Annotated in this window: 9 protein-coding genes; 3 read left to right on the top strand and 6 right to left on the bottom strand. The window is 52.9% G+C overall.

Annotated features, from left to right (window positions below; genetic code table 11):
* Positions 1-14: 14 nt before the first annotated feature.
* Complete coding sequence (gene secA, locus NIG5292_RS05610) at positions 15-2,705, bottom strand: preprotein translocase subunit SecA (protein WP_048598515.1); 2,691 nt, start codon at positions 2,703-2,705, stop codon at positions 15-17.
* A 190-nt stretch (positions 2,706-2,895) separates the two neighbouring features.
* Between secA and NIG5292_RS05615 the strand changes: the two genes are divergently transcribed.
* Genes NIG5292_RS05615 through mutT form a run of 3 tightly spaced genes read left to right on the top strand, consistent with a single transcriptional unit; the run spans position 2,896 to position 5,345 of the window.
* Positions 2,896-3,735 (top strand): peptidylprolyl isomerase, encoded by an 840-nt coding sequence (locus tag NIG5292_RS05615; protein WP_048598786.1) that lies wholly within the window; start codon positions 2,896-2,898, stop codon positions 3,733-3,735.
* Positions 3,736-4,950: a bifunctional glutamate N-acetyltransferase/amino-acid acetyltransferase ArgJ gene (gene argJ, locus NIG5292_RS05620; protein WP_048598516.1), complete on the top strand. Its 1,215-nt coding sequence runs from the start codon at positions 3,736-3,738 to the stop codon at positions 4,948-4,950. It begins immediately after the preceding gene.
* Positions 4,947-5,345 (top strand): 8-oxo-dGTP diphosphatase MutT, encoded by a 399-nt coding sequence (gene mutT, locus NIG5292_RS05625; RefSeq protein WP_048598517.1) that lies wholly within the window; start codon positions 4,947-4,949, stop codon positions 5,343-5,345. Before argJ ends, mutT begins: the two co-directional genes overlap by 4 nt.
* A 325-nt stretch (positions 5,346-5,670) precedes the next feature.
* Here the strand turns inward: mutT and infB are convergent, their stop codons facing one another.
* From infB to NIG5292_RS05655, 5 genes are all read right to left on the bottom strand, one after another.
* The gene (infB, locus tag NIG5292_RS05635) at positions 5,671-8,148 is read right to left on the bottom strand and encodes a translation initiation factor IF-2 (protein ID WP_048598518.1); all 2,478 of its coding nucleotides are present in this window, start codon (positions 8,146-8,148) and stop codon (positions 5,671-5,673) included.
* Entirely contained in the window at positions 8,141-8,776 is a 636-nt protein-coding gene (locus NIG5292_RS05640) for an RNA-binding protein (protein ID WP_048598788.1), read from the bottom strand. Before NIG5292_RS05640 ends, infB begins: the two co-directional genes overlap by 8 nt.
* A gap of 25 nt (positions 8,777-8,801) precedes the next feature.
* Complete coding sequence (nusA, locus tag NIG5292_RS05645; RefSeq protein WP_048598519.1) at positions 8,802-10,421, bottom strand: transcription termination factor NusA; 1,620 nt, start codon at positions 10,419-10,421, stop codon at positions 8,802-8,804.
* Complete coding sequence (rimP, locus tag NIG5292_RS05650) at positions 10,422-11,003, bottom strand: ribosome maturation factor RimP (protein WP_048598789.1); 582 nt, start codon at positions 11,001-11,003, stop codon at positions 10,422-10,424.
* 234 nt (positions 11,004-11,237) lie between these two features.
* Positions 11,238-12,782 (bottom strand): ABC transporter substrate-binding protein, encoded by a 1,545-nt coding sequence (locus tag NIG5292_RS05655; protein ID WP_048598520.1) that lies wholly within the window; start codon positions 12,780-12,782, stop codon positions 11,238-11,240.
* Positions 12,783-12,831: the final 49 nt, after the last annotated feature.

Here is a 12,831-nt window from a genome sequence, read left to right on the forward strand (position 1 = left end):
ATACAGACCAGCCATTAAACGCGCCCGTGACAGTGCTTGAACTTCTTACCAGAACCACAAGGACAACTATCGTTGCGTGATGGATTACCCCAAGTCGTAGGGTCACTTTCTACAAAGCCATCAACCGCGTTTCCATTATCGGACGCAGGGACAGCATCAGCCGGCGCTTGTAGCTGTGCCTGCTGTGCGGCCATCTGCGCCATCATCGCTTGCTGCTCTTCCTCAGTTAGAGGGCGGATTTGAGCCAGCTTCTGGGTTACATCGCCACGAAGACCATCGAGCAAAGCCTCAAATAACTGAAAACTGTCGGTCTTATATTCGTTCAACGGATCACGCTGCGCGTATCCACGGAACCCCACAACAGAGCGCAAATGCTCAAGAGCGATCAGGTGCTCACGCCATTTTGTATCGATGGTATTCAAGAGAAGCTGCTTTTCAATGCTCCGCATGCTGTCTTCACCGAACTGCTCCGACTTTTCGGCCATCATTGCATCGGCGGCTTCCTCAATACGCTCAAGGATAACCTCGTCGTCGACACCTTCTTCGTCTGCCCAATCCACGATCGGCAAATCAAGCCCAAGACGCTCAATCGCCTGTGCCTGCATGGTTTGCGTATCCCATTGGTCTGCATAGGTTTTTGGCGGCATGAACTCATCGACCAAATCTTCAATCACCTGATCGCGCATGTCTTTTGTAATTTCAGACACGTCACGGCTTTGCATGATTTCAAGACGCTGGTTGAAGATCACCTTACGCTGATCGTTCATTACGTCATCGAACTTAAGCAGCTGCTTACGAATATCAAAGTTGCGACCTTCAACTTTCGCCTGCGCTTTCTCGAGTGATTTATTGACCCAAGGGTGCACAATCGCCTCACCTTCAGCCATACCAAGGCGAGACAGAACTGCCTCAAGACGCTCAGAACCAAAGATGCGCATCAGGTCATCTTCAAGCGACAGGAAAAACGACGAGCGACCCGGATCCCCCTGACGTCCGGAACGCCCACGCAACTGGTTATCAATCCGACGGCTTTCGTGACGTTCGGTTGCCAGAACATAAAGACCACCGGCCGCAAGAACCTTCGCCTTTTCATCCGCCACCGAAGCTTCGATTTCCGCGCGTAACGCTTCTGGATCAGCGTCAGGTTTCTCAGCCAGCGCTTCCATGACCTGCATATCGACGTTGCCGCCAAGCTGAATATCTGTTCCGCGACCCGCCATGTTTGTAGCAAGTGTTACCGCGCGAAGGCGACCAGCCTTTGCGATGATCTGCGCTTCTTGCTCGTGCTGGAGCGCATTTAGTACGTTGTGCTCAATACCTTCGGCAGTCAGTACTTGACTGATATATTCTGATTTTTCGATTGAGGTTGTCCCGACCAATACAGGCTGACCGTTTGCGTTTGCAGCCTTCAGCGCATCAACAACAGCTTTGTATTTCTCGTCAGATGTGCGGAAAACTTGATCATGCTCGTCCACACGCTGGATGGGACGGTTTGTCGGCACTTCGACAACGCCCAGCTTGTAAATTTCACCAAACTCTTCTTCTTCAGTTTTAGCAGTACCAGTCATACCGCCCAACTTGGAATACAGACGGAAATAGTTTTGGAACGTGACAGACGCGAGTGTGACGTTTTCAGGCTGAATAGCCACGCCTTCTTTCGCCTCAATCGCTTGGTGCAAACCATCTGACATACGGCGACCCGGCATCATACGGCCCGTGTGTTCATCAATGAGGATAACTTCGCCGTCGCGCACAATGTAGTCTTTGTCTTTGGTAAAGAGTTTATGTGCTGAAAGCGCTTGGTTCACATGATGCACCAACGTTACGCTTTCGGGATCATACAGAGTTTGCTCAGCATCAAGCAGACCACCTTCACGCAGGCGTTGCTCAAGCCACTCGTTACCTTCTTCAGAATACGTAACGTTGCGGGTTTTCTCATCAATCGTGAAGTGTTCCTCGCTTAGCTCGGGGATGATCGTGTTCACGACTTTATACAGTTCAGACCGATCCTGCGCAGGGCCAGAGATAATCAGCGGCGTGCGCGCCTCATCAATCAAGATTGAGTCGACCTCATCGACGATCGCAAAATTGTGGCCTCGCTGTCCCATCTGGTCCAGCTCAGAACGCATATTGTCACGAAGGTAATCAAACCCAAGCTCATTGTTGGTCGCATATGTGATGTCGGCGGCGTAGGCTTGCTTCTTCTCGGCCTCTGGCTGCTGTGGATAGACAACACCCGTGCTCAAACCCAACGCGCCATAAACCTTAGACATCCATTCCGCATCACGTTTGGCCAGATAATCGTTGACCGTCACGATGTGCACGCCCTTGCCGCTAAGCCCGTTCAGATAAGCGGGGAAAGTCGCAACGAGGGTTTTGCCCTCACCGGTCTTCATTTCAGCGATGTTGCCTTGATGCAGGAAAATACCGCCCATCAATTGCGTATCAAACGCCCGCAATCCAAGCGCACGGCGCGCGCCCTCACGACAGTTGGCAAAGGCTTCAGGCAGAAGACTATCGAGACTTTCGCCGCCAGCAATACGCTCGCGAAACTCATTCGTCTTTTCAATTAGTTGCTCATCGGTAAGCGCTTGGAAATCAGGCTCGAGCGCATTGATTTTCTCAACAAGTGGACGCGTCGATTTAACTTTACGATCGTTCGGAGTGCCAAAAACCTTCTTGGCGATGGTGCCTAAACCCAACATGTGTCTTCCTTGGCCGATGGCCCCAATAAAAATGTCATAAGACGGGTGGTTGCCCGTCCCGACCTGCAGCCATACATAAGAGCTTAACAGGCAGTCTCAAACCTCGAAGGCGTAAGTGCTGTAAAGGATGTAAGGGCCGCCTATGTTAGTGTCAACGGCACCACCCATGGGGCCACAAAAGGATCACGAAATGGTAAAATCCCTTAATTTTATTGGCGCAGCTTTGTTGAGTACTTTTGCCGCCGCGTCCTTGCAGGCCCAAGATGCCTCAACAGTGATTACCTCGGTCAATGGCACCGACATTACACTTGGCCACGTCATCGCATCGCACGCGCGCTTGCCGCAACAATATCGTGATTTACCGCCAGAGGTCCTGTTTCAGGGCATCATCGATCAACTAACACAACAAGAGCTTCTCGCCCAATCTCTTGAAGACACACCCGCACGCGTTACGACTACTTTGCAAAACGAACGACGCTCGCTGCTGGCAGGTGAAGTGATTGACGTCCTGTCATCCGATGCTGTCGCAGAAGACGCGCTTAAGGCGGCGTATGAAGCGCAATACGCTGATGCTGATTTGGGCAAAGAGTACAACGCCGCGCATATTTTGGTGGAGACCCAAGACGAAGCAACCGCATTGGTTGAGCAGCTATCAAATGGTGCTGACTTTGCAGAACTAGCCAAAGAAAAATCAACTGGCCCGTCTGGTCCGAATGGTGGGGATTTGGGCTGGTTTGGAACCGGCGCTATGGTTGCCCCGTTTGAGGAGGCGGTCGTTGCGCTGTCTGTCGGCGAAGTTTCACAACCGGTCGAAACCCAATTTGGCTGGCACGTGATTTTGTTAAAACAAGACCGCATCGCATCCGCCCCCAGCCTTGATGAAGTGCGTGCAGACCTGTCACAACGACTGCAACGTGAAGCCGTTGATAGCTATGTCGCCGATCTTCTTGAGGGCGCTGACATCACTCCGGCAGACCTTTCTGCAATCGACCCATCAATCATTTCTAACTACGAACTGTTGTCTGAATAAATGACTATATCGCCCCTCGCCCCAGCTAGTTTTCCCGTTGTTCCGATGATCTCGGGCGTCCGCTTTGCGACTGTCGAAGCTGGCGTGCGCTATTCAGGCCGTAAAGATGTGATGCTTACACATCTTCAAGCCGGCACATCAATCGCAGGGGTTTTCACAACGTCCGCAACCCGCGCAGCACCGGTGCTGGACTGTCAGGCTAAACTGGGTGGCGACCCCTCAGGCGAGGCAGCAATTATCGTAAACTCCGGAAACGCCAACGCGTTTACAGGATCAGACGGTGCTGAAGCGGTGACGAATATTTGCACAGCGGTCGCCGATACACTCGGGATTGCCCCTCAACGGGTGTTCTCATCGTCAACTGGCGTGATCGGTGAAGCCCTGCCATTTGAGAAGATTACAGCCAAGCTTTCTGAGCTGAAAGAAGGGCTCTCACCGGGCAAGCTGAAGGGTGCCGCCGAAGCGATAATGACGACGGACACGTTCCCCAAAGCGGCAGGCGCACAGATTGATATTGACGGGAAAACAGTATCGATCACCGGCATCGCCAAAGGGTCCGGCATGATTGCGCCCGATATGGCCACGATGCTGGTTTATATCTTCACCGATGCAAAGATCGCACAGCCAGACCTACAACAGATGGTGTCCGCAATTAACGACAGGACCTTCAACTGCATCACTGTAGACAGCGACACATCTACTTCCGACACACTCATAATGGCCGCGACGGGCGCATCGAACGTTGACGTGACTGGTAACGCCGACTTTGCGCAGGCACTTGAGACATTAATGCTGGACCTCGCTCATCAAGTCGTACGTGATGGCGAAGGCGCCACCAAATTTGTGACAGTGAACGTGACCGGCGCCGACAGTGAGCCGGATGCAAAGCGTTGTGCGCTCTCAATCGCGAATTCGCCCCTCGTCAAAACGGCGATCGCGGGTGAAGATCCAAACTGGGGCCGTATTGTTGCAGCTGTGGGTAAATCTGGTGCAAAGGCAGACCGAGACACCCTTTCAATCAGCTTTGGTGACATCCGTGTAGCCGAGAATGGTTGGGTCAGCCCAAGCTACGCGGAAGAACAAGGTGCAGCAGTGATGAAAAAGCAAGACATTGTAATAAACGTGGACCTTGGCGTGGGAACATCCGATGCAACCGTGTGGACATGTGATTTGACCCACGGGTACATCACAATCAATGCAGATTATCGCTCATGAAGACGGTACTTGTCTCTGCTGTAGCCTTGATTGACGTCGATGGTCGCGTTTTGCTTGGCCAGCGCCCAGAAGGTAAATCCATGGCAGGCCTGTGGGAATTTCCGGGCGGGAAAGTCGAAACGGGCGAAACACCAGAGGCGGCTTTGGTGCGGGAGTTAAACGAAGAGCTTGGCATTGATACATGGGAGAGCTGCCTTGCCCCACTTACCTTCGCGTCGCACTCATACGAAAAATTCCATCTTTTGATGCCGCTGTTTGCTTGTCGAAAATGGAACGGCACGCCCCAGTCACGCGAAAACCAAGCCCTAAAATGGGTGAAAGCGAACGAACTAAGCAATTATCCAATGCCTGCCGCAGATATTCCGCTCATCCCCATTTTGCGTGATTGGCTTTAGGTTCGTACTTTCGACACCGATCTTCGGCCTCAAGATAGCAAGATTTCTTGGTTACCATTTGGTTAAGATGCTGGAGTTGGTCGTATGTGGAACCCGAAAATGCTTAGAACAGTTCAGATTGGAAGTGGCGTGTCTGTACAAGGGATCCTGATTAAGGCTCTTGAAAACGGTAAGCTACTCATCAGAGTTGGTGACAAAACCTTTGAGGGTTTTCCGGTTTAATCAGTATGTGCTGCCCCCTACAAACCGCTGAAATGAAAAAAGGGCGCCAATAGGGCGCCCTCTGTTATTTCAAATTACCGGTCGGAACCGATGCTACTTCCAATCAAGAAAGCGTGCGCTCAACTTCTTCGCGCTCAAAGATTTCGATCACATCGTTGGCACGGATGTCGTCGTAGTTCTCGAACGCCATACCACACTCTTGACCTGATTGAACTTCGGGAACCTCGTCCTTGAAGCGCTTCAATGTCTTCAATGTGCCTTCATGGATCACCACGTTGTCACGCAGCAAACGTACGCCAGCAGAACGACGGGCAACGCCCTCGGTCACCAGACACCCGGCCACTTTACCCACGTTAGACACCTTGAAGACGTCCTTGATGTTCGCATAGCCAATGAAGTTCTCTTTGATTTCCGCAGACAGCAGACCACTTGCGGCTGCTTTGACGTCATCTACCAGATCATAGATGACCGAGTAATAACGGATCTCAACACCCTTTTGGTTCGCCACGTTACGTGCGGTAGCATTTGCACGGACGTTAAAACCAAATACAGGCGCGCCAGACGCTTCGGCAAGGCCGATGTCAGATTCAGTGATCGCACCAACGCCAGAGTGAAGCACACGAACACGAACTTCTTCGTTGCCGATTTTGTCCATCGCTTGGCTGATCGCTTCGGCAGAACCCTGAACGTCAGCTTTTACAACAATTGGCAGCTCAGTCATGGACTCGTCTGCTTTGGCATTTGCCATCAACTGCTCAAGCGTCGTTGCAGCACCAGCGGCCGCACGTTTGTCTTTCGCCGCCTGAGCACGATATTCCGCAATTTCACGGGCCTGCGCTTCGGTTTCAGTCACGTTCAGCACGTCACCAGCTTCGGGTGTGCCGTTAAGACCCAGAACCTCAACAGGAACTGATGGTCCTGCTTCTTTAACCCGCTCACCTTGGTCGTTAACCAACGCCCGGACTTTACCCCATTGCTCGCCAACAACAAAAATGTCGCCTTGCTTAAGGGTACCAGTCTCAACCAGAACCGTCGCAACGGGACCGCGACCAACATCAAGCTGAGCCTCGATCACAGCACCGCGCGCAGCACGGTTGGGGTTGGCTTTCAGCTCAAGAAGCTCAGACTGAAGGCTAATCGCCTCAAGCAACTGATCAAGACCAGTGCCGTTGATGGCAGACACTTCAACATCTTGCACTTCGCCAGACATTTTTTCGACGATCACTTCGTGCTGAAGCAAATCAGTCCGAACTTTGTCAGCGTTTGCAGCAGGGCGGTCGATCTTGTTGATCGCCACAATCATCGGAACATTGGCGGCTTTCGCGTGGTTAATAGCTTCGATCGTTTGCGGCATAACCGCGTCATCCGCAGCGACCACCAAGATAACGATATCTGTTACCTGCGCACCACGTGCACGCATTGACGTAAACGCCGCGTGACCGGGTGTGTCGAGGAAGGTCAATTGCTTGCCATTTTGCTCGACCTGATACGCACCGATGTGCTGGGTGATGCCACCGGCCTCGCCCGCAACAACGCGCGCATTCCGGATTGCATCAAGCAACGAAGTTTTACCGTGGTCAACGTGTCCCATCACAGTAATGACCGGTGGACGTGCCTCAAGGTTTTCAGGCGCATCTTCGATCTCAGTTATGACATCTTCCACATCAGAATCGGAAACCCGAACCACTTTGTGGCCAAATTCCTCGATGATGAGTTCGGCAGTATCCGCATCAATCGTCTGGGTTTGCGTCGCCATGATGCCATTCGTCATCAAAGACTTCACAACATCTGCAACGCGCTCGGCCATACGGTTTGCGAGTTCAGACACCACGATAACTTCGGGGAGCTGTACGTCACGTACAACCTTTTCGCGCTCAACTGCGCCGCCCATAGCTTTCTGACGTTGGCGTTCTTGCTTACGCTTCATCGCCGCCATTGAACGCTGACGCCCACCTTCACCACCCGAAAGGGCTTGGTTCAGGGTAAGCTTGCCGCTGCGGCGACCATCGTCGTTACCGCGGTTTTTATTGCGTTTGTTGTCACGGTCGTTATCCGCTTCACGACGAGGAGCAGCAGTCAGCTTGCCGGGACCGCGTGGCGCAGCCGGTGCAGCAGGTGCTTCAGCAGGCGCAGCCGCTCGTTTTGCAGCTTCTTCAGCTTCACGAACCTTGCGTGCATCCTCATCTTTTTTCGCTTTCAGCGCTTCTTCACGAGCACGCTCTTCGCGATCTTTGGCTTCGGCTTCTTCGCGGCGGCGGGCACGGCTTTCCGCGCGGGCCTTCTCTTCAGCTTCTCGCTTCGCAGCATCTTCGGCTTCGCGGGCTTTCGCCTGCTGCAAAGCCTTCATACGGCGTTCCATTTCCGCGTCGGAAATACCTGCCGGACGCTTCGATGGATCGCCCGCAACAAGACCTGCACCAGGTTTAGGCTGTGAGCCACCACCCGGCTTGGGCACCATTACGCGCTTGCGCTTAGTCTCCACCACGACGTTCTTCGTACGTCCGTGACTAAAGCTCTGCTTTACGTTACCAGGTCCGCCGCGGCGAACGCCCAATGTCTTTTTACCGTCGTCTTCACTCATCGAGTGCTTTTCCTTTCCGACGTGCCTTCACGCCGTTCCATTCACGTATCGCTTCCAGTTTGGCTGCGGTCTCAACGATACCATCGGTGAGCCCACCAGATGCGAGTGCGCCGTGTATCACACTTTCTCGCCCAAATGCCAAACCCAATTCATTTGCCGTCAAACAGCCGATAAATCGACCATAGTGTGGCGTACTCAACTTTGACTTGCCCCGCTCGGAACCATCGCTTGCTTGTAACAGAACCTCTGCATACTCCTTCACGAGCCAGTCTTTTACTTTCTCAAATCCGACAACTGCGTGGCCTGCTTTGCGAGAAAGCGCCATCAAGTTCCCAAAACGCGCAACCAACGCATGATCCACAACAGCGATCAGATCATCAGGCGCAACCACCTTTGCTTTGGCGGCTTTGCTGAACAAACCCTTCTTCTGGGCAAGCTCCAAAGCTTCTTTGGCTGCTGACACGTATATACCGCGTCCTGGCAATTTTTCCATCACATCAGGGTAAATGTGATTATCCGGCCCTACCACAAAACGGATCAAACCGCCTTTTGGCTGCACGTCACCTGTCGCAATGCACTTACGTTCAGGGCCGTTAGACCGGTCTTTATCAGCACCACCGCGCGTCATGTTCAAGGGTTCCCGAGGCCTGCGATCAGACCTCGGCCTCCATTTCAGCTGCGTCGCCTTCGCCCTCAACTTCATCAGTTTCAAGCTCGGTCGGATCAACCCAACCCAACATCACGCGTGCTGTCATGATCATGTCTTGGGCTTCCTGCAAGCTCACATCAAACGGCTCAAGCGTACCGTCATCTTTTGAGCGCTCACCGTTCACAGTTGTCCAGCCGCCAGCAAGTTCCCAATCGGCGCAAGTTGCGAAATCCTCAAGAGTTTTAACGTCATCATTTGCAAGCGCTTCAACCATTTGTGGCGTCAGACCATCAAACGAGATCAAGCTATCTTCAGCACCCAAAGCGATTGCATTCTCAAGCGCCTTTTTATTGGCCGCTTCGATGTTGTCACGTGCACGTGCCTGAAGCTCGGACGCGGTTGCTTCGTCCACACCGTCAATAACCAGAAGTTCATCAACTTCGACGTAGGCAACTTCTTCAAGTGATGTGAAGCCCTCAGAGACAAGCAATTGTGCGAAAAATTCGTCGACGTCCAGTGTTTCCATGAACAGCGCAGTGCGCTCAGCAAATTCCGCCTGACGACGCTCGGATTCCTGTGCTTCGGTCAGAATATCAATATCCAGGTGTGTCAGTTGTGACGCGAGGCGGACGTTTTGACCACGGCGGCCAATTGCCAGTGAAAGCTGCTCATCCGGCACAACAACCTCGATACGCTCGGCTTCCTCGTCAAGAACCACTTTAGTCACCTCAGCGGGCTGAAGCGCGTTCACGAGGAACGTTGGCTGATCGTCGTTCCATGGGATGATGTCGATTTTCTCGCCCTGAAGCTCGTTCACAACTGCTTGGACACGGCTGCCACGCATACCGACACAGGCACCAACCGGATCAATTGAGCCATCATATGAAATCACTGCAATCTTGGCACGCGAACCGGGATCACGGGCAACTGCCTTGATCTCAATGATGCCGTCGTAGATTTCAGGGACTTCCATCTTGAACAGCTCTGCCATGAACTCGGGCGCAGTACGGCTAAGGAAAATCTGCGGGCCACGCTGTTCGCGACGAACGTCCTTGATGTAGCAACGAATGCGGTCGTTCGGGCGATAGCTTTCACGGCCAATCTTCTCATTGCGGCGCAGAACCGCTTCGCCACTGCCCACATCAACGATGACGTTGCCGTACTCCTCACGCTTAACAAGCGCGTTGATGATTGTACCTGCGCGGTCTTTGAATTCTTCGTACTGGCGGTCACGCTCAGCTTCGCGAACCTTCTGCAAAATAACCTGCTTGGCGGATTGTGCCGCGATACGGCCCATTTCAACAGGGGGTACTTCTTCGATCAGCTGTTGGCCGACCTCAGGGTTTTCCATGTACTGCTTGGCTTGCTCAACTGTGAACTCAGCTTGATAGTTCTCAAGCTCTGCTTCCTCAACAACTGTGCGGACACGAGTGAATGTCGCACGGCCTGTCTTGCGGTCGATGCTGACACGAATGTCCATTTCGGCGCCGTAACGTGACTTTGCCGCACGTGCGAGGGACTCTTCCATGGCTTCGATGACGAGCGCAGGATCAATCATTTTCTCGCGGGCAACAGCCTCTGCGGTTTGCAAAAGCTCAAGCTGGTTCGCTGAGGTAATAGCCATTTATACGTTTCCTTCTTCTTCACCGTCGATGATGGTTTCAACCTCATCGAATTGTGTCTCATCAATGTGACCCGCGTCTTTGCGGCCCTTCAGGACCTCGCGGATAAGATCGTCAGTCAAAATAAGTTTTGCATCAGACAGCCAGTCGAACTTGAGCCCGATCGTGCCTTCTTCAATGGTGATCAAAACCTCATCACCTTCAACGCCCGCAAGCTCACCCTTAAAGCGGCGGCGTCCGTCAATCAGTTCATCAGTTTCGATCCGGACCTCGTAGCCCTCCCAAAGCGCAAAATCTTTCAAACGCGTCAGTGGGCGGTCAATACCAGGGCTGGAAACTTCAAGCGCGTAGGCGTCCAGAATAGGATCCTCAACATCAAGGGTCGCGCTTACTTCGGTGCTGATCTTGGCGCAGTCATCCACCTCAATGGTGCCATCAGGCTTTTGCGCCATGATCTGCAACGTTGTCTGCTTGCCGCTCATCAATCGCACGCGCACCAGCTCATACCCCAAGTCTTCGATGACAGGTGTAATGATCTCGGCAAGTCGGCGATCAATCGCTGCTTTTGCAATCAGGTCGTTCATTGGTTCGTATACTTTCATCGCCCTAACTGTGGGCACAAAAAAACGGGCGCACGGCCCGTTGTATCGCTTCGGTGGGTGCTAGGTTTGGACCCCAACACGCCGCTGTTGAAACGCGTATAGGCACAAAGGCACTAAACTGCAAGCGAAATGGTGTGGTGCCTAATTTAGCGATACCCCAAACAAAAACGCCCCACCAAACGGCGGGGCGCAATTGTTAGTTTAGGGATACGCGCGCTACGCAAACCACCAACGCTCGACCAGACGCGAGCTATCCATCTGGAAAACGTTACCAATGGTGCCAGAGTTGGTCAGTTTAGTGCTGTGCGCATCGACGTAGTTTGCATACATCGGGATAACAGTCGCACCATCAACAGACATAATCTGCTGCATTTCGCCGTACATATCGCGACGCTTATCGCTATCAAGCTCGGCACGCGCCGTCAGGAGCAACTCTTGGAAGCGGCTGTTGTCCCACTTGCTGTCCCACCAAGGCACGCCAGCTTCGTATGCAGTTGAGAACATCCAGTCCTCGGTTGAGCGACCGGACCAGTAGCAGGCACACCATGCCTTTTTCATCCAGACGTTTGACCAATATCCATCATCAGGCTCTTGGATCACATCAATGTTGATACCCGCCGCTTTAGCAGAAGCTTGATAGAGCTGTGCCGCATCAACCGCGCCGGCAAACGCTGCGTTTGCGGCAGAAAGCTGAACAGTTAAACCATCAAGGCCAGCCTCTTTAATAAGGCTTTTCGCTTTGTCAGGATCGTATGTGTTTTGCGCGATGTCATCGTTAAAGTATTGGTTGGCAGGCCCAATCGGGTGGTCATTTGCAACACGGCCGTGGCCAAGCAAAATCTTATCGACCATCTCTTGACGGTTGATCGAATGCTTAAGCGCCTGACGGACCTTCACGTTATCAAAGGGTGACAGGTTGGTCAGCATCGGGAACGTATAGTGCTGGTTACCGGTCACCTCAAAAATATTGACCGTTGGATTGGCGCGCAAAAGTGGCTCTGTCTTGAAATCAACGCGGTTCACCGCATCCACCTGACCCGTCATCAACGCATTCATACGTGCAGAGGCATCGTTAATCGCAACCGCTTCGACGCTGTCAAACCAACCTGCGCTGCCATCTTTGTAGTGGCTATCAACACGGCTCAACAATGCGCGAACACCGGGGTCAAAGCTCTCGACTTTGTACATACCGGTCCCGATACCCTTGGCGATCGCTTCTTCGACCTGACCGGCTGGATACATCACGATGTGATAGTCAGACAGCAGGAACGGGAAGTCCGCGTTACCAGCTTCCAGGGTAAAGACGATCTCGTGATCGTTGATCTTTTCCATGTTCGTGATCGCAGAAACAATCGGCTGAGCCGCAGATTTCGCGCCCTCAGCCACGTGCATGTTCAACGATTCGATCACATCATCGGCGCCAAACGCTTTGCCGTTGTGAAACGTCACACCTTTGCGCAGCTTGAAGTTCCAAACCTTGGCATCTGCTGACGCGTCCCAGCTCTCGGCAAGCTCACCTTTCAACTGGCCGTCCGCACCTATCTCGGTAAGGCAATCGAATACAGCGCCGTACGCCAGCATGATCATAAAGCTGTCAGAATGCGTACGCGCGTCCCAACTGTCAGATGTGTTGGCACCCGCAATCCCAAGGCGCAGCGTGCCACCCTTTTTCGCTTCGGCACGCGCGGGCACACCTGTGGCGGCCAGCATACTTGCGGCAACACCCGTCTTTAGAAGTCCGCGTCTACTTAGTCCTGACATATTCTTTTCCCTTCGTTGAACAGTTTATCGAGTTTTCATAGGCGGGTTC

Origin of the sequence: Nereida ignava (assembly GCF_001049735.1) — a bacterium.
In the GTDB taxonomy this organism is placed as follows: Bacteria; Pseudomonadota; Alphaproteobacteria; order Rhodobacterales; family Rhodobacteraceae; genus Nereida; species Nereida ignava.